This window comes from Luteimonas composti (assembly GCF_042678665.1).
Classification (GTDB): Bacteria; Pseudomonadota; Gammaproteobacteria; order Xanthomonadales; family Xanthomonadaceae; genus Luteimonas; species Luteimonas composti.
Window position 1 is genome coordinate 337,038 of sequence record NZ_JBHTKU010000002.1, and the last position, 19,451, is coordinate 356,488.

Below are 19,451 nucleotides of genomic sequence, written 5' to 3' on the forward strand. Positions count from 1 at the left end.
GCGTGCGCGCCCAGGTCCGCAGCCGCATAATCGACGGTCTCCACCAGCAGGACCTGCAATGAAACGGGCACTCGTCACCGGCGGCAGCGGCGACCTCGGCGGCGCGATCTGCACGCGGCTGGCCGCGGCCGGCCTGCACGTGGTCGTGCACGCCAACGGCAACCTGTCGCGCGCGCAGGCGGTGGCCGCGCAGATCGCGGATGACGGGGGCAGCGCCGAAGCGGTCGCCTTCGACGTCGCCGACGGCGAGGCCACGGGCGCCGCGATCGACGCGCTGCTGCAGGCCGGTCCGGTGCAGGTCGTGGTCAACAACGCCGGCGTCCACGACGACGCGCCGATGGCGGGCATGTCCGACGTGCAGTGGAAGCGCGTGGTCGATGTCTCGCTGCACGGCTTCTTCCACGTCACCCGGCCGCTGCTGCTGCCGATGGCGCGCACGCGCTGGGGCCGCATCGTCAGCGTCTCCAGCGTGGCGGCGGTGCTGGGCAATCGCGGCCAGGCCAACTACGCCGCGGCCAAGGCCGCGCTGCACGGGGCCAGCAAGTCGCTGGCCCGCGAAATGGGATCGCGCGGGATCACCGCCAACGTGGTCGCGCCGGGCGTGATCGCCGGGCGCATGACCGAGGGCGTGTTCGAGCCGGCGGCGATCCGGCAGATGGTGCCCGCCGCCCGCGCCGGCAGCCCTGCGGAAGTGGCGGCGCTGGTGGCCTTCCTGTGCTCGGAGGATGCCGGCTACATCAACGGCCAGGTGATCGGCATCGACGGCGGCATGAGCTGAGCGCGGGTCGCGCCGCGTTCACGGGCGGCGGCGGAGACTGCCTTCGGTCCCTACCGAACCCGCCGCCATGGCCCGACTTCCCGTCCTCCTGCTGGCCTGCGTCGCCGCCGCGCTGCTGGCCGCCTGCGCCAGCTCGCACGTGCTGACCGGCACGCCGCGTCCCCCGATCGACCCATCGCAGGTGCGCATCTACTACGGTCCGCCGCCCGGCGGCTATGAGGAGATCGCGCGCCTGGACGTGCGCAGCGGCTCGTTCACCTATGGCGCGCAGAACAAGTCCAACGCGGTGATCCGCAACCTGCGCAAGGAGGCGGCGCGGCTGGGCGCCAACGGCGTGCTGCTGCAGGGCACCGGCCAGGGGCCGGACCAGAGCGCGGTCAGCGTCGGCGGCGGCGTGGGCCGCTTCGGCGGCCGCAGCGCCTCGAGCGTGGGCGTCGGCGTGAACATCTCGCCGACCCAGACCTATGCCAGCGGCATCGCGGTCTGGGTGGAGAACCCGCCGCCCGGCGACTGAGCGGACCGTTTCAGGCGGCGAGTTCCGCCGCATCGGCATACCACGCAGGCGGCAGCGAAGGCGCGGTGGTCGCCTGGGTGTCCAGCTGCGCCGCCAGGCCGTGGTCGTCGATGTCCGGATGGTCGCCGCGCGCCCGCTCCAGGATCTCGCTGGCCAGCCAGCGCATGCGCCCGACGTTCTCCGCGATGCGCGCCAGGAACGCGGGCGTGTCGAGCCGGTCGCCCAGCTGGCCGTTCATCGCGCGGAACCAGTCGATCCGGAACTGGTCGAGCAGCCGCGCCGCGGGCGCCTCGCGGCCCTGGTTGCGCTCGCCCCATTCGCGCAGCAGGGGCTGCATGGCGCGGTTGAGCGCGCTGGCCTGCTCGAACAGCGGGCGCAGTCGCCCCAGTACCGGCAGGTCGGTCAGCCGCTGGCCGAAGAACAGCGGCGCCAGCAGCGCCCAGTAGTAGGTGTAGTCCCAGATCACCTTGACCGGCATGACCCGCTCGTCGCCGAACAGCGGGTACTGGTCCTGGTAGAGCGTCAGCGTGTTCTCGTAGAACGAGAAGTACAGCTGCTCGTACATGGCGACGTAGGGCTCGAACGGTTCGCCCGCCGCGTCGCGCGCGACCAGGTCGCAGATGTAGGTGTTGGCGATGGCGATGAAGTCGCTGCCGGGCGAGTAGAAGGGGTCGAGGAACACGCCCGCCTCGCCGGTCAGCGCCCAGCGCCGGGTCGAAAACACCTGGCGCGCGCCGTAGGAGAAATGGCGCAGGAACAGGAAGTCCTGCACCGCGTGGCCGCCACGATCCAGGCACGCGGCCACCTGCGGCTGGTGGACGCGCAGCCACTCCATCGCCTTGGCGTGGGTGTTCATGGTCTCGAGCGGATGCATCTTCGCGTCGCAGACGATGCCCAGCGAGTGCGCGCCGGAGGACAGCGGGATCAGCCAGAACCAGTAGCCCGGGCCGCACATGTGGTTGGTCGAGCGCCAGCGGTCGGGCGGATCGCAGCGCTGCAGCCAGGCCGGGTCCTGCGACCAGCCATTGGGATCGATGATGCCTTCCACCCGCCACCACACCGCGTTGGCGTCGTGGTCGTTGGGCCTGGCCAGGTCGAGCTTGCGCTTGAGCAGGCCGGCGCGGCCGCTGGCGTCGAGCAGCCAGCGTGCGCGCAGCCGCTGCGGCGCGCCGTCGTGCTCGATGCCGACGACATGGTCGTCGTCGCCCTCGGCCAGTTCCAGGCTGCGCACGGTGCAGCCGTCGCGGAATTCCACGCCGGCCGCACGGGCGCGCTCGCCGAGGAAATTCTCGAAGCGACCGCGGTCGATCTGCCACGAAGGCGTCGGCAGCAGCTGGCTGACGCCGACCTCGGTGCAGTGGTCGATGGCGTGGCTGCCTTCGGAGAAGAAGAAGCGGAAGCCGAACTTGCGGATCTGCTCGGTCTCCAGGTGCTCGTGCAGCCCCAGCACGTCGGCGAAATAGTGGGCGCCGATCTCGACCGTGGACTCGCCGACCTTGAACGCGCCCTCGCGCACCGGGTGGTTGCGCCGTTCGACGACGGCGATCGACAGCGACGGTGCGCGCTGGCGCAGCTGCAGGGCCAGGGTCAGGCCGGCGAGGCCGCCGCCGAGGATGATGACGTCGGTGCGCTGGTCGGTCTGGGGCATGGCTGCGCAGGGGGAGGAGAGGACTGCGAGACTAGCGCAGGCCGCGTCCGGAAGCCTTCACTGCGGACCGGTCCGGTCAGGCAGGCCGCCCGGTGCGCCTGCCTGGTCGAAGATCACCGGCGGACGCCGGCGCTTGCTGCGGTAAGCCTCCAGCAGCCGGCCGCGCGAGAGTACCTGGCCCACGACATGCGTGGTGATGTTCGACAGGTCACGGAACAGGCGGAAATGGCTCTTGCGGAACTGCAGCGGGCTGCCGGCCTCGGCGTAGCGTGTTTCCACCGGCACCGAGACCACGCCGAAGCCGAGTTCGCGCGCGGCCGAGATCAAAATCTGGGCCTCGAATACGAAGCCTTCGCCAGGCACGTCGCGCAACGCCAGCACCGGCGCCGGATACAGGCGCTGGCCGCTCTGGCTGTCGACCAGCCGGAAGCCGCAGCCCCAGGCGATGCCCCAGTCGCCGAAATCGTTGCCCAGCCGCCGGTACCAGGGCTGGCTGCTGCGCTTGCGCAGGCGCGCACCGTTGACGATGTTGCGGGGGTGCGCGTTGGCCGCGGCGATCAGGCGCGGGATGTCGCGCGCGTCGTGCTGTCCGTCGCCGTCCATGGTCACGACCGCGGACATGCCGCGCCGCAGCGCCTCGGCGAAACCGTCGCGCAGCGCCTGGCCCTTGCCCATCCGCTGCGGGTGGCGCACCAGGACCGCGGACGTCCCGGCGACGATGCGGGCGGTCGCGTCGTCGGAACCGTCGTCGACCACGATCACCAGATCGCACTGCGCGAGCGCGCCGGCGACCACCTCGGCGATGCGCAGTTCCTCGTTGAGCGCGGGGATCACCGCGGCGACATTGCCGCGATGCAGGAGCGGCTGCTCAGCCATGCCGCAGCTCCACCTGCAGCCGGCGTCCCGGACCCGCATGCAGCGCGACCGTGGCAGCGCCCGCGGCCAGCGCGTCGAACAGCGGCAGCATCGGTGCCATCGCGTTGGCGCGACCGTGCCGCGCCAGCGGCCCCTCGCCATCCGCTGCGTCGCCGTCTTCGAGCCGCGCCTGGAGCAGGGGCCCGCCGCCGTCGCGTACCAGGACCAGGGCGCCGCCGAGCAGGCCTTCGCTGCGCGTCACCGTGCCGAGCAGGCCGGTGGCGGCGGTGTCGTAGGCCACCAGCAGCACCGCCGGCGCGTCGGTCGCCAGCTGCCCCAGCGCCTCGACCAGGCCCTGGGCGAAGCTCGCGCGGTGCGCGCTGACGGCGGTCGCCGTGTGCATGCAGCCGGCGCCGATGGTCCAGTAGCCTGCGGCGGCGTTGTGCACGGAGTTGTGGAAGCGCGTGGGCGAGACTTCGGTCGGCGCGCTCGCCAGCGTGGCGCACATGTAATCGGTGATGCCGAGGTCGCCGTGGGTCGAGGTGAACACCGACGGCAGGCGGTCGGGCGCCATGCCGGCGTCGCGGCAGGCCGCCAGCGCCACTTCCAGCGCGACCAGCACCGAGGGCGGCGCCCGGCGACGCTCGTTCGGCGCGAGCAGCTGTGGCGCGGGCTTCGCGGGCGCGTCCGCAGGCCGTTCGCCCGAAGCCGCGTACGCGCGCGCGGCCGGCCAGTCGGGAAGGCCGTCGGTCCAGAAGCCGACGCCCGCGATCCGCGCGGCCAGCGCACTCATGCCGCCACCCCGCGCGCGAACACCAGCGAACAGTTGTTGCCGCCGAAGCCGAAGGAATTGTTCATCGCGTAGTCGATGCTGCGGACCGCGTTGTCGAAACGGATCTGCGGCCCGCAGTCCGGATCGGGCGTGTCGCTGTTGAGGATGCCCGGCAGCACGCCGTCGCGCAGGGCCAGCAGGGCGATCACCGACTCGACGATGCCGGCGGCGCCCAGCGTGTGCCCGGTCCAGCCCTTGGTCGAGCTGGCATGCAGGCCTTCCGGGAACAGCGCGGCCACCGCGCGCGCCTCGATCGCGTCGTTGGCCGGGGTCGAGGTGCCGTGCAGGTTGAGGTAGCCGACCTGGGCCGGATCGACGCCGGCGCGGGCCAGCGCGTCGCGCATGGCGAGGCTGGCGCCCAGGCCCTCGGGATGGGGCGCGGACATGTGGTGGGCGTCGCTAGATTCGCCGTAGCCGCGCAGCTGCAGTCCGGTTTCGCCGGCGCCAGCGCGTTCGAGCAGGGCGAAGCCGCCGGCCTCGCCCAGCGACAGGCCGTCGCGGGCGGCGTCGAAGGGCCGGCAGGGATCCTGCGAGACCAGGCCCAGCGCATTGAAGCCGAACAGCACGCTGCCGCACAGCGTGTCCACGCCGCCGACCAGGGCCGCGTCGACCACCCCGGCCTGGATCAGCCGCGCCGCCTGCGCGAAGACCTTGGCGCTCGACGAGCAGGCGGTGGCCACGGTCGCGCAGGGGCCGCGCAGGCCGGTGGCGTGCTGCAGGAAGTCGCCGAGCGAATGCGGCGTGTGCACGATCGGGCGCTGCAGGTCCGGCGGAAAGGCCGGGACGCCGTCGGGGCCGGGCTGCGCACGCGCGTAGCCCTCCTCGCTGGCGCCGATGCTCGAGGTGGAGGTGCCGACCACCAGCGCGACCCGGTCGGCGCCATGGCGCGACACCAGCTGCGCCAGCGCGTCCGGCAGTCCGTCCTGCTGCAGGGCCAGCCAGGCCAGGCGGTTGTTGCGGCACTCCCAGCCGGCGAACCGTGCCGGCAGGGCGGCGTCCTCGAGGCCTTCCACGCGGCCGATCCAGGTCGGCAGGGGCGCGGTCCCGAAGTCGTTGCGGCGCAGGCCGCCACGACGGGCCGCGAGTGCCGAGGCCTGGGCCTCGATGCCGGTCCCCAGGGCCGTGGTCGCGCTGAATGCACGCAGGGCGATCGGAGGCATGCGAGCGGGCAGGGACGATGCGGGCACGGCGGCTCGTGGACAAAAAGGCGCCCGAGTATAGCGACCGGCCGGTGAGGATAAACTTCGCATTTCCCGCCCCCGGAGACCGCGCGGATGCCCCGTTCGCGCCTCGCGCACAGGCTCGCCCTGCTCACCGATCGCGATGCCCTGCACTCGCTGGCGGTGGCCGCGCTGGCCTGCGCGGCGAGCCTGGGCATGGTGTACGTGGGCTACCTGGTGCACGTGGTCCGGGTCGCGCGCAACGCGCCCTGCGAGCCGGCGCGCGGCGAGACCGTGCTGCTGTTCGGCAAGCACGCCCCCGGTGGCCGCCCGGACCCCGACTTCCAGGCGCGCCTGCAGCGCGCCGCCAGCCTCTGGCAGCAGCGGCCGCCGCGCAGCATGTTCCTGCTTGGCGGCGGTCCGGCGGGCGGCCCGACCGAGGCGGCGCTGGCCCAGGCCCGCCTGGTCGAACTCGGCATCCCGGCCGACGCGCCGCTGGTGCTCGAGGACCGCTCGCGCGACACGCTGGAGAACCTGCGCAACGCGCGTGCGCTGTGGAAGGACGCCGCGCCGCCGGAGCCGGTGACCCTGCTCAGCAGCCGCTACCACCTCGCGCGCTGCGCCCTGCTCGCCGGGCGGATGGGCCTGCGCTGGGAGCTGTGCGCGGCCGAGCCGGCGCTGTCGTGGCGGCCGCGCGCGCTGTGGCGCATGGCCGGCGAGGCGGCTTACGTGTGCTGGGTCGACCTGGGCACGCGCTGGGCGCGCCTGATCGGGCACCGGCGCATGCTGGCCCGGCTGGGCTGAATCCTCAGGGCTGCAGGCAGCGCGCCAGGAAGGACTCCGCCAGACGGTAGCGGTGCAGCGCGTCCTTGCCGCGCAGGCCGTGCTTGGCGCCTGGATAGGTCATCAGCTCGAACGGCGTGCCGCGTGCCTGCAGGTCGCTCATCAGCGCGGTCGAATTGGTGAACAGCACGTTGTCGTCGGCCATGCCGTGCACCAGCAGCAGCGCGCCCGGGCGGATGCCGCCGGCGTGCGCGAGCACGCGTGCGGCGGCATAGCCTTCGGGATTGGCGCCGGGCAGCCCCATGTAGCGCTCGGTGTAGTGGGTGTCGTACAGGGCCCAGTCGGTGACCGGCGCGCCGGCCACGCCGCAGGCGTAATCCTGCGGCGCACGCGCCAGCAGCATCAGGGTCATGTATCCCCCGTTGGACCAGCCGTGCACGCCGATGCGGTCGCCGTCGACCCAGGGCTGAGCACGCAGCCATTCCACGCCCTTGCGCTGGTCGTCGACCTCGACCGTGCCCTGCACGCCGTACAGCGCGCCGCCGAATGCGCGACCGCGGCGCGGCGTGCCGCGGTTGTCGAGCGAGAACACCACGTAGCCGTTCTGCGCCAGGTACTGGTTGAAGAAGGCGTCGGCTCGGCCCGGCCAGGCATTCGTCACCGTCTGCGCGGCGGGACCGCCATAGACGTGGACCACCACCGGGTAGCGCCGGGCCGGATCGAAGTCCGGCGGCGTGATCAGGCTGTAGTGCAGCCGCGTGCTGCCATCAGCGGCGGTGAGCGTGCCGAAGCGGGTCGGACGGTGGGCGTCGCGATAGGGCGCGTAGGGATGGCCGGGATCGGCCAGGTCGTTGGGCAGCAGGGTGGCGATGCGCGTTCCGTCGGCGCCGAACAGCTCGATCTGCGGCGGCGTGGTGGTGCTCGACCAGCTGTCGACGTAGACGCTGGCGTTGCGCGCGAAGCTGGCGTTGTGGGTCCCGGGTTCGCGCGAGAGCGTGGAGATCGCGCCGCCGGACAGCCGCACCGCATGGACGTGGCGCTCGGTGGGCGACGCGACCGCCCGGCCGCCATCGCTGCGCATGCCCGCGCTGAAATAGGCGATGCCCTGGTCCTGGTCCACCGCCAGCAGGGCGTCGACCGGCCAGTCGCCGCGGGTGAGCTGGATCAGCTGCCTGCCGTCTTCCGAGGCCAGGTACAGGTGTTCGAAACCGTCGCGCTCGGACGACCACAGGAACCGGCCGTCGGCAAGGAAGCGCAGGCTGTTGTGCAAGGGCACCCAGGTCTTCGAAGTCTCGGTGACGAGCGTGCGCTGCGCCCCGGTGGCCAGCGTGGTCTCGACGAGGTCGAGGCGCTGCTGGTCGCGCGACTGGCGCTGGAAGGTGAGCCGCTGCGGATCGCGCCAGTCCACCCGCGCCAGGTAGATGTCGCGCTCGGGCCCGAGGTCGATCCACGCCGGCTGCGCGCCTTCGCGCGGAGCGACCACGCCCAGCTGCACCAGCACGTTGCGCTCGCCGGCGGCGGGGTAACGCTGCTCGACCACTTCGGTGCGGTCGGCGTACAGCTCGTAGCGGCGCACCAGCGGCACCGGCGATTCGTCGATGCGGGCGAAGGCGATGGCCGAGTCGTCCGGCGCCCACCAGTAGCCGGTGTGGCGGTCCATCTCCTCGTCGGCGACGAACTCTGCAACGCCATTGGCGACGGTGTCGCTGCCGTCGGAGGTCAGGCGCAGCTGGCGTCCGTCGCGCAGGTCGATCACCCACAGGTCGCGCGCGCGCACGAAGCTGACGTAGCCGCCCGCCGGGGAGATGCGCGGATCGGTCGCGAAGCCTTCGCCATCGGTGAGCTTGCGCACCGCGGCGCTGCCGCTGCGTCCCAGGTCGTACAGGTACAGCTCGCCGCCGAGCGGAAACAGCAGCCGCCGCGAGTCGGGCGCCCACTGGTAGTCGACGATGCCGCCCAGCCCAGCGATGCGCTGGCGCTCGCGGCGGGCCTTCTCCTCGTCGCTCAGCGTTTCGGTGCCTGGCAGCACCACGCGCGAATCCACCAGCATGCGGGTCTGGCCGCTGGCAACGTCGTACTCCCACAGGTCGAGCTGGTTGCGATCGTTGTCCTTGCCGCGCAGGAAGGTCACCCGCGACCCGTCCGGAGCGACCTGCGGCTTCATCAGCGTCGGCCCGGACAGCGGCGCGTCGCCGGTGATCGCCTCCAGGCTGAGGCGGCGCGCGCCGGTCCCGGGCGCGGCATGCGCGGCGGTGGCGGCGGCCAGGGTCATGGCGAGCAGGGCGGTGAGGCGCATGGGCGGCTTCCAGGGTTCATCCGCCCTATTGTAGGAGGCGCGTGCCGCGGAGCCAGCCGCGCCAGCCGGCCCCGCCGGCGCTCAGCGCGGACCGAACAGGACGCGCTTCTGTTCCTCGCTCATCGGCTTGCCCAGGTCCGGATTGACCTCGCGCGCCAGCGCATAGGCCCGCTGCGTCGCGGGCCGCTCGGCGATCGAGGCCTTCCAGCGCATCACCTCGGGGTAGGGGGCCAGGTCGATCGGTGCCTTGTCGTAGGCGCCCACCCAGGGATACGCGGCCATGTCGGCGATGGTGTAGTCGTCGCCGACGATGAAGCGGCGGCCCTCGAGGCGATGGTTGAGGACGCCGAGCAGGCGATTGGCTTCGCCCGCATAGCGCTTCTTCGCGTAATCGATCTGCTCGGGCGCGTAGACGTGGAAGTGGCCGTACTGGCCGGTCATCGGCCCCAGCCCGGCCATCTGCCAGAACAGCCACTCCAGGGTCGTGTTGCGCGCACGCAGGTCGGACGGCAGGAAGCGGCCGGTCTTCTCGGCCAGGTAGAGCAGGATCGCGCCGGACTCGAACACGCTCAGGGGCGCGCCGCCGTCGGCCGGTGCATGGTCGACGATGGCGGGCATCTTGTTGTTGGGCGAGATCTCGAGGAACTCCGCGCGGAACTGGTCGCCCTGGCCGATGTTGACCGGCCGGACGGTGTATTCCAGCCCGGCGCCGGCCTCGGCGAGTTCCTCGAGCAGCAGGGTGATCTTGTGGCCGTTCGGCGTGGGCCAGTAGTGGAGGTCGATCATGGGCAGGCTCGCGAAGGCGGGCCGACGAGTCTAGCCGCCGCACGGCACGGCGGCGTGCATGCCCGGTGCACCGCAGCGTTGCGGACGCGCTTGCCGGCCCGCAGGGAAGAAAAGACCGGGACGGCCGATCGACGATCGGCGCGTCCCGGCGGAGGAAGGTTTACCTGTTGCAGTCGGCCAGGTGGTCGAACTCGGTGCTGACCGAGACGCTGGCCAGGGCCAGCCTGGTGCCGGCGGCGGCGCGGAGCGCGAACGGCAGCACCAGCCGGCCGGTATCGGCGCCGCCGGCGCGCAGGCACTTGAGCGGCACGCCCAGCCGGGTCCACTCGCCGCGCGGCAGCTTCGCCAGCGCCTCGCCGATCGCCACCTCGCCCGTGCAGCCTTCGCCGCAGGCGGCCGACAGCGTGGCATCCGGACTGGCCGGCAGCGCGTCGACCCGCAGCTGCAGTACCACCGGCACGTCGCCGTTGGTCTCGCGCGACAGATCGATCGGCTGGTAGGACAGCAGCTGCACCGCGCCGGGCCCGCTCCAGTCGAACAGGCGCGCGCCTTCCTGCACATCGGTGTTGATCGCGCTCATCTGCAGGGAGCCATCGCTGGTCTTCGCCGCCGGATGGACCACGTCCATCGCACCGCCGTCGGCGCCGACCAGGCGCAGGGTCAGCCCGGTGGTCGGCGCGCCGCGCACGAACCAGGTGTTGCCGCCATCGGCCTCCGGATCGATGCCCGGCTCCTCGGGCAACGGCGCGAGGTCGCCCTTGTCGGCGTAGGTCAGGCCGTGGCCGAAGGCGAACAGCGGGTCGTAGCCTTCCTGACCGACGTTGTTCGCGTACTGGTCGGCGCGGCGCGGCCAGGAGAAGCTGAGCTTGCCCTTGAAGTCGTGCTGCGGCTTGCCGTCCGCACCCTGCAGCAGCACGTCGGCCACGCCGCCGCCTTCCGAACCCGGCAGCCACGCGGCGACGAACGCGTCGGCGGCGTTGATCTCGCGGTTGAGCCACAGCGGGCGGCCGCTCAGGAATACCGCCACCACCGGGATGCCCTCGGCCTTGAGCTTCTGGATCAGCTCCAGGTCGCCCGACTTGCCGGACTTGAACATCAGGTTGGACAGGTCGCCCTGGAACTCGGCATAGGGCTCCTCGCCGAATACCACGACGGCCACGTCGGGCTTGCGCGTGTACTTGCCGTCGACGGCGAGTTCGGCGCGGCCGCCGGCCGCATCGATCTGCGCCTTCAGGCCATCCCAGATCGAATCGGCATTAGGGAAGTCCTCGCGCTTTGTGCCGTCGCCCTGCCAGGTCAGCGTCCAGCCGCCAGCCTGCTTGGCGAGGTTGTCGGCGCCGTCGCCGGCAACGAGCACGGTCTGCTTCGGCGAGAGCGGCAGGATGCCGCTCTGGTTCTTGAGCAGCACCAGCGATTCGCGTACCGCGCGGCGCGCGACCTCGCGGTGCTCGGGTGCGCCCAGCAGTTCGAACCTGCCGCCCAGCGCGCGCTCGGAGGGCTTGGGCTTCTCGAACAGGTTGGCCCGGAACTTCACCCGCAGGATGCGCCGCACCGCGTCGTCCAGGCGCTCCATCGGGATCGTGCCGTCCTGCACGTGCTTCAGGGTCGACTCGTACATCCCCTTCCAGCTGTCGGAGGCCATCGCCATGTCCAGGCCGGCGATATAGGTCTGCGCGCAGTTGGTATTGGTGCAGCCGCGCACCTGGCCATGGCCGTTCCAGTCGCCGACGATGAAGCCGCCGAAGTTCATCCGGTCCTTGAGCACGTCGGTCAGCAGCGGCTTGTGGCCGTGCAGCTTCTCGCCATGGAAGCTGTTGAACGAGGCCATCACCGCCTGCGCGCCCGCCGCGATCGCAGGCACGTAGCCGGCGGCATGGATGTCGCGCAGCTGCGCCTCGCTGACGATGGTGTCGCCCTGGTCCTTGCCGTTGGCGGTGCCACCGTCGCCGAGGAAGTGCTTGACCGAACTCATCACGTGGTGGTCGTCGAGGAACTCGGGCGTGCCGGGCTTGCCCTGCAGGCCTTCGACGAACACGCCGGCATAGCTGGCCACCAGCTTCGGATCTTCCGAATAGCCTTCGTAGGCGCGGCCCCAGCGGTCGTCCTGCGGCACCGCGACGGTGGGCGCGAAGGTCCACTCCATGCCGGTGGTGCGGGTTTCGATCGCGGTGATGCGCGCGATCTCGCGCAGCAGCTCCGGGTTGCGCATCGCGCCCAGGCCGATGTTGTGCGGGAACAGGGTGGCGCCGACGATGTTGCTCTGGCCGTGCATGGCGTCGATGCCCCAGATCACCGGGATCGCCTTGCCGCCGCCGCTGGTGTCCATCGAGGCTTCCCAGAACGCGTCGGCCAGCGCCAGCCATTCCTCGGGCTTGGCGTTGTACTTGCCGCCGGGATCGGAGCCGCCGCCGGCGAGGATCGAGCCGAGCCGGTACTTGCGCACGTCCTCGGGCGTGATGCTGGCGATGTCGCCCTGCACGATCTGGCCGACCTTCTCCTCGACCGTCATCGTGGCCAGCAGGTCGTCGACCTTCTTCTCCAGCGCCGCGTCCTCGGCGAACGGCCATTCGGGCTGCGGCCAGTTCGCGGGGTCGACCGTGGCGCCGTCCGCCGGCACCTGCGGATTGGCGGCGGCGACGTCGCCCGAGCGCTCGCCGGAGCACGCTGCCACCAGCAGCGAGGCGGCGAGTGCAGCGCCGAGGCGCGAGACACGGAGGGTATGGACTGTGCTCATTGAAGGCTTCCCCAAGCGTTCCTGGAACCGGAATTCCGCGGCCCGTGGGCGCTGGATGGTGCGCCGCGACATGACAGCGTTGTCAGATCGCGCACCATACCTCCTTCGCGCGGATCATGCTTGCTGCACAGCACAAGCGCGCGCCTGCCACGGGGACGGGCCGATGACGACGAACGACAGGGAGGGCCAGGACGGCCCCGCGCGGCAGGCCGCCGGCGCTCTGGCAGAATCCACGGGCTTCGCGAAGGGAACCTGCAGACCGATGGTGCGCGTACGGATCGAGGATGTGGCGGCAGAGGCGGGCGTGTCGATGAAGACCGTCTCGCGCGTGCTCAACGAGGAACCCAACGTCTCCGAGCGCACCCGCGAACGCGTGCGTGAAGTCGTCGAACGCCTGCAGTACCGCCCCCATCCGTCGGCGCGCGTCCTGGCCGGGCGCAAGTCGTACCTGGTGGCGATGCTCTACGACAACCCGTCGAGCAACTACCTGATGGAGGTCGAGCAGGGCGTGCTCGACGCCTGCCAGGCCCAGCACTACAACCTGATGCTGGCGCCGCTGGTGTACGACGCCAAGGACATCGTGTCCAAGGTCGAGTCGCTGGTGCTGCAGTCCCGGCTGGACGGCGTGGTGCTGACCCCGCCGATCACCGACGACGCCGCCCTGCTGGCGCGCCTGGACGAACTCGACATCCCCTGGTCGAGCGTGTCGCCCACCGAGCGCAACCGCCGCATCGGCGTGATCGTCGACGAGCCCAGCGCGGTGGCGGAAATGATCGGGCACCTCGCCTCGCTCGGCCATCGTCGCATCGCCCACATCAAGGGACATCCCGCCCACGGCGCCAGCCACTGGCGGCTGGCCGGCTACCGCGAGGGCATGCAGCGCGCCGGGCTGGCGCTGGACGAGGCGTTGATCGCCGACGGCGAGTTCTCCTACGACTCGGGCTTCGCGGCCACCAACGGACTGCTCGACCTGCCCGATCCGCCCACCGCGATCTTCGCGGCCAACGATGACATGGCCGCCGGCGCGATCGGCGCGGTCTGCGAGCGCGGGCTGTCGGTGCCGCGCGACATCTCGATCTGCGGATTCGACGACACGCCGATCGCGCGCCACATCTACCCCTCGCTCACCACCGTGCGCCAACCCACGCGCGAGATGGGCCGGCTGGCCGGCGTCGAACTGCTCAAGGCGATTCGCGATCGCGGCCAGGGCGGCATGGTGGTCGTGCCGTACACGCTGCAGCTGCGACGGTCGACGGGGCCGCGCAAGGCCTGAGCCCGGGGCGCGCCGCCTGCCGCGAGGCGCGCGCGTAGAGCCGGTCCGATTTCCATCCTGCCGTCGGGACGTCTCGACGGCAGGATGCGACTGCAACTTCAAAGTGGCATCCGCTCGCACGACCGACGTGTCGTCCATGAGCCGATGTCGCCCCATCCGATGACTGCAGACGCAGCCATTGCTGTCGCGCCATGTCCTGTCCATGGCGAGGCGGAGACAAGCGCCCGCGCTCATCAGCAAAGATAGCGCTAACACAGGAAAACGCTTGTTTTAAAGGGTTGACAACGCTGTCAGACACCTTCCTAATCCAGCCGCCGCACCGGCATGCGCCGACGGCACCACAACCTGATTCGTGACGACCTTGGGAGAGGGAAGGCTCATGAAAACCATCAAAGCAGCGCCCAAGCGGCGCCTGTTGACGTCGGCGCTGCTGATCGCGCTGGCCCCGCCGCTTGCGGCGCAGACCGTTGCCCAGGACACCACTGCGGCCCCGCAGGCCGCGAGCGAAGAGCCCGCCGAGATGGAGGCCATCGTCGTCACCGGCATCCGCGCGAGCCTGGAGTCGTCGATGAACCTCAAGCGCGACGCGCAGGGCATCGTCGACGGCATCGTCGCCGAAGACATCGGCAAGTTCCCCGACACCAACCTGGCCGAATCGCTCCAGCGCATCAGCGGCGTGTCGATCGACCGCTCGATGGGCGAAGGTTCGCGCGTGACCGTGCGCGGCGTCGGCCCGGACTTCAACCTGGTGCTGCTCAACGGACGCCAGATGCCGGCGTCGAGCATCGAGGCTACCAATGCCTCGAACTCGCGTGCGTTCGACTTCGCCAACCTCGCATCGGAGTCGATCTCCGGCGTCGAGGTGTACAAGACCAGCCGCGCGGCCACGCCGACCGGCGGCATCGGCGCCACGATCAACATCAAGACCGCGCGTCCACTCGACAGCGGTCCGCTGGCCAGTGTCGGCCTCAAGGCGGTGCACGACGCGTCGGTGGACAACCTGCCCGGTCCGATGCGTGGCGACAGCTGGACGGGCGAGTTGTCCGGCATTTTCAGCGACACCTTCGCGGATGGTCGGGTCGGTATCGCACTGAGCGGCAGCTACCAGGATCGCGACTTCGGCTACAACGAAGCCGCCGTGGGCGGCGGCTGGTACGCGTTCCCCGGCGGAACCGGCCCGGTCGCCGTGGCCGGCAACGCGACCAATCCGCCCGGCGAAGGCGACGTCTATTCGATTCCGCAGAACCTGATCTACGCGGTCAACGGCGTGAGTCGCCAGCGCACCAACGGCCAGGCCACCCTGCAGTGGGCGCCGACCGACCGGGTCACCGCCACGCTCGACTACACCTACGCCGAGAACAGGATCCAGGCCCGGCGGCACGAACTGTCGACCTGGTTCAACCAGGCCGCTTCGGAGACGGCATGGACCGATGGCCCGGTTGCCGGGCCGACGAGCTATACCGAGTACGCCGGCTGCTTCAATCCGGCCACCGAACAGTGGACCGCCAGCGACCGCAACAACGTCTGCCCCGCCGGATTCGAGCCGCGCTGGGGCGATCTGGCCATGGCCGGCTCGCTCAACGCGACGAAGAACGAGAACAAGTCGCTGGGCTTCAACCTGGCCTGGGAGCTGAGCGACCAGCTCGACCTGGAGTTCGACTACCACCGCTCGAGCGCCGAGTCCGGCGCGGACGGCCCGTATGGCTCCAACAACGTGATCGGGACCGCCGCCTTCGTGCGCGGCGTGACCAACGTCGATTTCAGCGGCGATTTCCCAGTGCTGTCGGTACTGCTGCCGCCAGGCATGAGTTCGGTCGGCGCCGACCAGATGATGGTGACCGGCTCGTCGTTCCGCAACAGCTACATGAAGTCGGAAGTCGACCAGGGCCAGGTGCGCGGTCGCTTCAGCTTCGACAACTACTCGCAGCTCGACTTCGGCGTCGCCTACACGGAAGTGCAGAACCGCACCGCCTACAACTTCACCCAGCGCGACGACTGGGGCGGGTTCGGCGGCGGCGCGGCCGACTACGCGGACGACATCTGGATCGGCGACGACATCAGCCGCTACTTCGACCAGTTCCCCGGCAGCGGCAACGCATTCGGGGCGTTCTACCTGTTCGATTTCGCGCGCCTGCGCGAGGCGGCGATCGCGGCACGCGGCGGAGACGCGGCGGCCTACCTGCCGCCGGACGATTTCAGCACCGACCGCCGCACCACCGAGAAGTCGAAGAGCGCTTTCGTGCAGTGGAGCAACACCTTCGACCTGGGCATGCCGCTCAACGTCGCCGTCGGCGTGCGCTACGAGGAAACCGAGGTGATCTCCAGCGCCCTGGTGCCGATCGCCACCGGCCTGCTGTGGACCGGCAACAACGAGTTCTCGGTGCAGTTCGGCGAGCCGGACTTCACCACGCTGCGCGGCGAGTACGACTACTGGCTGCCGAGCGTCGACCTGGGGCTCGAGATCACCGACGAGATGATCCTGCGCGCCAGCTACGGGCACAGCATCGGCCGGCCGCAGTGGAACCACATCCAGGGCGGGCAGACCCTCGACTCGTTCGCCGCCTACGAGGGCGGGACCGGTTCGCAGGGTGACCCGGGCCTCAAGCCGCTGGAGTCGAAGAATTTCGACCTGTCGTTCGAGTGGTACTACGGCGAAGGCAGCTACGTCTCGGCCGGCTGGTTCCGCAAGGACATCGACAACTACATCGGGACCTCGGTGGTCGAGATCTCGCCGTTCGACCTGCGCACCCCGGTGGGCGGCGCCTGGTTCAACGAGGCCGTCGCCAACGGCTGCGTGCAGGGGTCGATCGACTTCCGCGGCTGCGTGCGCAGCTACATCTTCGAGAACTATGCCGGCACGCCGGGCGTGGTGCAGACCGGTGTGGGCACCGATGGCCAGCCGCTGGGCACGATCGCCGGCATGCCGGGCGACCCGCTCGCGGTGTTCCGGGTGACGGTGCCGGTCAACAAGGAGTCCTCGCAGCTCGACGGCTGGGAACTCAACGTCCAGCACATGTTCGGCGACAGCGGCTTCGGCATGTCCGCCAACTACACCATCGTCGATTCGGACCTGACCTACGACGACCACAACCTCGGCGACCAGTTCGCGCTGGTCGGACTCAGCGACTCGGCCAACCTGGTGGCGTTCTACGACCAGGGTCCGTGGCAGATCCGGGCGGCCTACAACTGGCGCGACGAGTTCCTGTCCAGCACCTTCGACAGCTGGCGCCCGAATCCGGTCTATGTCGAGGCCTACGGCCAGGTGGACGTCAACGTCAGCTACCAGGTCAGCGAACGGCTGTCCCTGCACGCGGAGGCGATCAACCTGACCGACGAGACCATGCGCTCGCATGGCCGCAACGAGCGGCAGGTGTTCTATGCCACGCAGACCGGACCGCGCTATATGCTTGGCCTGCGCTACAGGTTCTGACGCAGTCCGGCCGTGCCCGCTGGCGGCACGGCGTCATCCAGAGGCCTGCCCGGTCCGCCGGGCAGGCGACCGCCGGAGCTCGTCGTCCGTGCGATCCATCGATACGCTGGCCCGCGTTCCGGAAGCGCCGGTGGAGGCGCTGCAGGACGTCCTGCAGGCGCAGGCGCCCCGCGTCGTCCGCGGACTGGCGGGCGCGTGGCCCCTGGTGCAGGCTTCGCAAGCCTCGGATGCCGCCGCGGTGGCCTATCTCCTGCGGTTCGCCAACCCGGCGCTGCCGGTCGTGGCCACCATCGCGCCACCGGAGGCGGAAGGCCGGATCTTCTACGACGCGACGATGCGCGGATTCAATTTCCGCCGCGAGCAGGTCGCCCTCCAATCGGCGCTGGACCGCATGCTCGACGCATGCACGCAGTCCGAGCCGCCCCTCGTCTACGTGGGCGCGACCACGCTCGATACCTGCCTGCCCGGGCTGGGCGCGGAAAACGGCATCGACCTGGGCGGCCGCGACGCGCTCGCCAGCATCTGGGTCGGCAACCGGTCGCGGGTGCCGACCCATCAGGACATGCCGGACAACCTGGCCTGCGTGGCCGCCGGGCGCCGCCGCTTCCTGCTGTTTCCGCCGGACCAGCTGCAGAATCTCTACATCGGGCCGCTCGACGTTACCCCGGCGGGCCAGCCGGTCAGCCTGGTCGATCCGCTGGCACCCGACCTGGTGCGCTATCCCCGGTTCGCCCAAGCCTGGGCGCATGCGCAGGTGGCCGAACTCGGGCCCGGCGATGCGATCTTCATGCCGGGCATGTGGTGGCACCACATCGAGGCGCTCGAGCCGTTCAACATCCTGGTGAACTACTGGTGGCGGCGCGTGCCGGCGTGGATGGATGCGCCGTTGAATGCGCTGATGGCGGCCATCCTGGGAATCCGCCAGCTGCCGGCGCACGAGCGGGCGATCTGGCAGGAAGTGTTCCGCCACCACGTATTCGAGTTCGACGAGGACGGCGTCGCCGGGCATATCCCCGCACCCGCGCGCGGCGTGCTGGCGCCGCTGGACGAGACCCGCGCGGCCAACCTCCGGCGCCGCCTGATGCAGCGCCTGCAGCGCTGAACCCACTCGCGGGCGGTCAGCCCGGCCGCGGGCTGCCCTCCGCGAGGCCGGAGGCGGCGCCCTGCAGCGAACGCAGCCGCGGCGCCACCATCGGGATCGTCAGCATCGTGCTCGCCACCGCCATCAGCAGCAGGGCGGTGAACGTGGCGCTGGTGATGATCGCCTTGTCGACGAGGATGTTGGCGAAGATGATCATGATCAGGGCCTTGGTCTGCAGGAGCCAGCCGATGATCGAGGCTTCGCCCGGCTTCCAGCCCAGCAGGCGGCCGGCCAGCCCGATGCCGGCGAGCTTGCCCGCGACCGAGGCGACGAGCAGGGCGCCCGCGGCGACGAACACCGCCGCGCCGCCCACCTCCCAGGAGGTGCGCAGTCCGGTGCTCAGGAAGAACACCGGCATCAGCACCAGTAGTACGTGGTGGCGCAGCAGGTCGAGGGTCTCCTGTTCGAACCAGTCCGCGTCCATCACCACGCCGGCCAGGAACGCGCCGACCATGTAATGCAGCCCGGCCCAGTCGGCGCCGAAGGCGCACACGGCCAGCCAAATCAGCATGGCGAACCAGCGGTCGCGCGCCGGGATCGCGCGCATCAGGCGGCGGAAGGCGATGCAGGCCAGGGCGAACGTCAGCAGGAAGGCCACCTGCCGGCCGATCCGCTCCCAGTCCATCAGCACCAGGGCCAGCACGCCCCAGATGGCGATGTCGTCGAGGCTGGCGTAGCGCAGGATCCGCTGGCCCAGGTGCGAACGCAGCAGCTGCAGCTTCTCCATCAGCAGAATCAGGATCGGCAGGGCGGTCACCGCGCAGGCCATGCCCACACCCATGACGAACTGCCAGGGATGCCCGCCCGGCCCGACCCAGCCGTCGAAGCCCAGCATGCCGGCGGCGACCAGCGCCCCGGCCACCAGTGGAACACCCAGCGCCAGCCCGGCGGTGACGCCGGTTTCGCGCCGGTTGGCCCAGGCCTGGCGCACGTCCAGCTCGATGCCGGCGATCATCACGAACAGCATCACCGCCCACCAGGCCAGGCCGTTGAGCGCGGTGATCACGTCGGGGTTGAACACGGTGGCGTGCAGGTCCGGCATCGCGCGGCCCAGGACGCCGGGGCCGAGCAGGATGCCGGCGATGATCTGCACCACCACCAGCGGCGCCCAGTAATCGGTACGCAGCAGCCGCCAGACCAGGTAGGGCACCGCGAAGATCACCGCCATCGCGATCAGGAACAGCTCGGTGGTGGTGATCGCGTGGCTCATCCGTGCCGCAC

Annotated in this window: 14 protein-coding genes; 6 read left to right on the forward strand and 8 right to left on the reverse strand. The window is 70.7% G+C overall.

Translation table 11 applies throughout. The annotated features are described in order from the left end of the window. Positions 1 to 58: 58 nt before the first annotated feature. Positions 59 to 778 (forward strand): 3-oxoacyl-ACP reductase FabG, encoded by a 720-nt coding sequence (gene fabG, locus ACFQ2D_RS06195; protein ID WP_280942969.1) that lies wholly within the window; start codon positions 59 to 61, stop codon positions 776 to 778. Positions 779 to 845: 67 nt separating this feature from the next. Continuing rightward, positions 846 to 1,292 (forward strand): hypothetical protein, encoded by a 447-nt coding sequence (locus ACFQ2D_RS06200; RefSeq protein WP_280942970.1) that lies wholly within the window; start codon positions 846 to 848, stop codon positions 1,290 to 1,292. A gap of 10 nt (positions 1,293 to 1,302) precedes the next feature. Here the strand turns inward: ACFQ2D_RS06200 and ACFQ2D_RS06205 are convergent, their stop codons facing one another. The 4 genes from ACFQ2D_RS06205 to ACFQ2D_RS06220 are packed head-to-tail and all read right to left on the reverse strand — an operon-like array spanning position 1,303 to position 5,787. After that, complete coding sequence (locus ACFQ2D_RS06205) at positions 1,303 to 2,940, reverse strand: NAD(P)/FAD-dependent oxidoreductase (RefSeq protein WP_280942971.1); 1,638 nt, start codon at positions 2,938 to 2,940, stop codon at positions 1,303 to 1,305. Between the two features lie 57 nt (positions 2,941 to 2,997). Next, complete coding sequence (locus ACFQ2D_RS06210; RefSeq protein ID WP_342457134.1) at positions 2,998 to 3,816, reverse strand: glycosyltransferase family 2 protein; 819 nt, start codon at positions 3,814 to 3,816, stop codon at positions 2,998 to 3,000. Beyond that, on the reverse strand, positions 3,809 to 4,588 hold the full coding sequence (locus ACFQ2D_RS06215) for a beta-ketoacyl synthase chain length factor (RefSeq protein WP_280942972.1): 780 nt from the start codon (positions 4,586 to 4,588) through the stop codon (positions 3,809 to 3,811). Before ACFQ2D_RS06215 ends, ACFQ2D_RS06210 begins: the two co-directional genes overlap by 8 nt. Next, a complete protein-coding gene (locus ACFQ2D_RS06220; protein ID WP_280942973.1) occupies positions 4,585 to 5,787 on the reverse strand; it encodes a beta-ketoacyl-[acyl-carrier-protein] synthase family protein in 1,203 nt (400 codons plus the stop codon). Before ACFQ2D_RS06220 ends, ACFQ2D_RS06215 begins: the two co-directional genes overlap by 4 nt. Before the next feature lie 114 nt (positions 5,788 to 5,901). Here ACFQ2D_RS06220 and ACFQ2D_RS06225 point away from each other — a divergent pair, with 114 nt between their 5' ends. Further along, complete coding sequence (locus tag ACFQ2D_RS06225) at positions 5,902 to 6,591, forward strand: YdcF family protein (protein ID WP_280942974.1); 690 nt, start codon at positions 5,902 to 5,904, stop codon at positions 6,589 to 6,591. Positions 6,592 to 6,595: 4 nt separating this feature from the next. On the opposite strand, the gene ACFQ2D_RS06230 is transcribed toward ACFQ2D_RS06225, so the two are convergent. The 3 genes from ACFQ2D_RS06230 to ACFQ2D_RS06240 form a co-directional block, all read right to left on the reverse strand. Beyond that, entirely contained in the window at positions 6,596 to 8,866 is a 2,271-nt protein-coding gene (locus ACFQ2D_RS06230; protein WP_280942975.1) for a S9 family peptidase, read from the reverse strand. An 81-nt stretch (positions 8,867 to 8,947) separates the two neighbouring features. Further along, positions 8,948 to 9,652: a glutathione binding-like protein gene (locus tag ACFQ2D_RS06235; protein ID WP_280942976.1), complete on the reverse strand. Its 705-nt coding sequence runs from the start codon at positions 9,650 to 9,652 to the stop codon at positions 8,948 to 8,950. A 160-nt stretch (positions 9,653 to 9,812) separates the two neighbouring features. After that, a complete protein-coding gene (locus ACFQ2D_RS06240; protein ID WP_280942977.1) occupies positions 9,813 to 12,386 on the reverse strand; it encodes a glycoside hydrolase family 3 protein in 2,574 nt (857 codons plus the stop codon). Positions 12,387 to 12,648: 262 nt separating this feature from the next. On the opposite strand from ACFQ2D_RS06240, the gene ACFQ2D_RS06245 reads away from it, so the two are divergent. The 3 genes from ACFQ2D_RS06245 to ACFQ2D_RS06255 all read left to right on the forward strand — a co-directional run bounded on the left by ACFQ2D_RS06245 (position 12,649) and on the right by ACFQ2D_RS06255 (position 18,191). Beyond that, positions 12,649 to 13,659, forward strand: coding sequence for a LacI family DNA-binding transcriptional regulator (locus ACFQ2D_RS06245; RefSeq protein WP_280942978.1), 1,011 nt, complete (start codon positions 12,649 to 12,651; stop codon positions 13,657 to 13,659). Positions 13,660 to 14,038: 379 nt separating this feature from the next. Continuing rightward, complete coding sequence (locus ACFQ2D_RS06250; RefSeq protein WP_280942979.1) at positions 14,039 to 17,089, forward strand: TonB-dependent receptor; 3,051 nt, start codon at positions 14,039 to 14,041, stop codon at positions 17,087 to 17,089. Positions 17,090 to 17,177: 88 nt separating this feature from the next. Continuing rightward, complete coding sequence (locus ACFQ2D_RS06255; RefSeq protein WP_342457135.1) at positions 17,178 to 18,191, forward strand: cupin-like domain-containing protein; 1,014 nt, start codon at positions 17,178 to 17,180, stop codon at positions 18,189 to 18,191. A 16-nt stretch (positions 18,192 to 18,207) separates the two neighbouring features. Here ACFQ2D_RS06255 and ACFQ2D_RS06260 read toward each other — a convergent pair whose 3' ends face one another. Continuing rightward, the gene (locus ACFQ2D_RS06260; protein ID WP_280942980.1) at positions 18,208 to 19,440 is read right to left on the reverse strand and encodes a cation:proton antiporter; all 1,233 of its coding nucleotides are present in this window, start codon (positions 19,438 to 19,440) and stop codon (positions 18,208 to 18,210) included. Positions 19,441 to 19,451: the final 11 nt, after the last annotated feature.

Coding starts and splice junctions, on each gene's coding strand:
- fabG (WP_280942969.1), top strand. CDS start 59: ATGAAACGGGCACTCGTCACCGGCGGCAGCGGCGACCTCGGCGGCGCG.
- ACFQ2D_RS06200 (WP_280942970.1), top strand. CDS start 846: ATGGCCCGACTTCCCGTCCTCCTGCTGGCCTGCGTCGCCGCCGCGCTG.
- ACFQ2D_RS06205 (WP_280942971.1), bottom strand. CDS start 2,940: ATGCCCCAGACCGACCAGCGCACCGACGTCATCATCCTCGGCGGCGGC.
- ACFQ2D_RS06210 (WP_342457134.1), bottom strand. CDS start 3,816: ATGGCTGAGCAGCCGCTCCTGCATCGCGGCAATGTCGCCGCGGTGATC.
- ACFQ2D_RS06215 (WP_280942972.1), bottom strand. CDS start 4,588: ATGAGTGCGCTGGCCGCGCGGATCGCGGGCGTCGGCTTCTGGACCGAC.
- ACFQ2D_RS06220 (WP_280942973.1), bottom strand. CDS start 5,787: ATGCCTCCGATCGCCCTGCGTGCATTCAGCGCGACCACGGCCCTGGGG.
- ACFQ2D_RS06225 (WP_280942974.1), top strand. CDS start 5,902: ATGCCCCGTTCGCGCCTCGCGCACAGGCTCGCCCTGCTCACCGATCGC.
- ACFQ2D_RS06230 (WP_280942975.1), bottom strand. CDS start 8,866: ATGCGCCTCACCGCCCTGCTCGCCATGACCCTGGCCGCCGCCACCGCC.
- ACFQ2D_RS06235 (WP_280942976.1), bottom strand. CDS start 9,652: ATGATCGACCTCCACTACTGGCCCACGCCGAACGGCCACAAGATCACC.
- ACFQ2D_RS06240 (WP_280942977.1), bottom strand. CDS start 12,386: ATGAGCACAGTCCATACCCTCCGTGTCTCGCGCCTCGGCGCTGCACTC.
- ACFQ2D_RS06245 (WP_280942978.1), top strand. CDS start 12,649: ATGGTGCGCGTACGGATCGAGGATGTGGCGGCAGAGGCGGGCGTGTCG.
- ACFQ2D_RS06250 (WP_280942979.1), top strand. CDS start 14,039: ATGAAAACCATCAAAGCAGCGCCCAAGCGGCGCCTGTTGACGTCGGCG.
- ACFQ2D_RS06260 (WP_280942980.1), bottom strand. CDS start 19,440: ATGAGCCACGCGATCACCACCACCGAGCTGTTCCTGATCGCGATGGCG.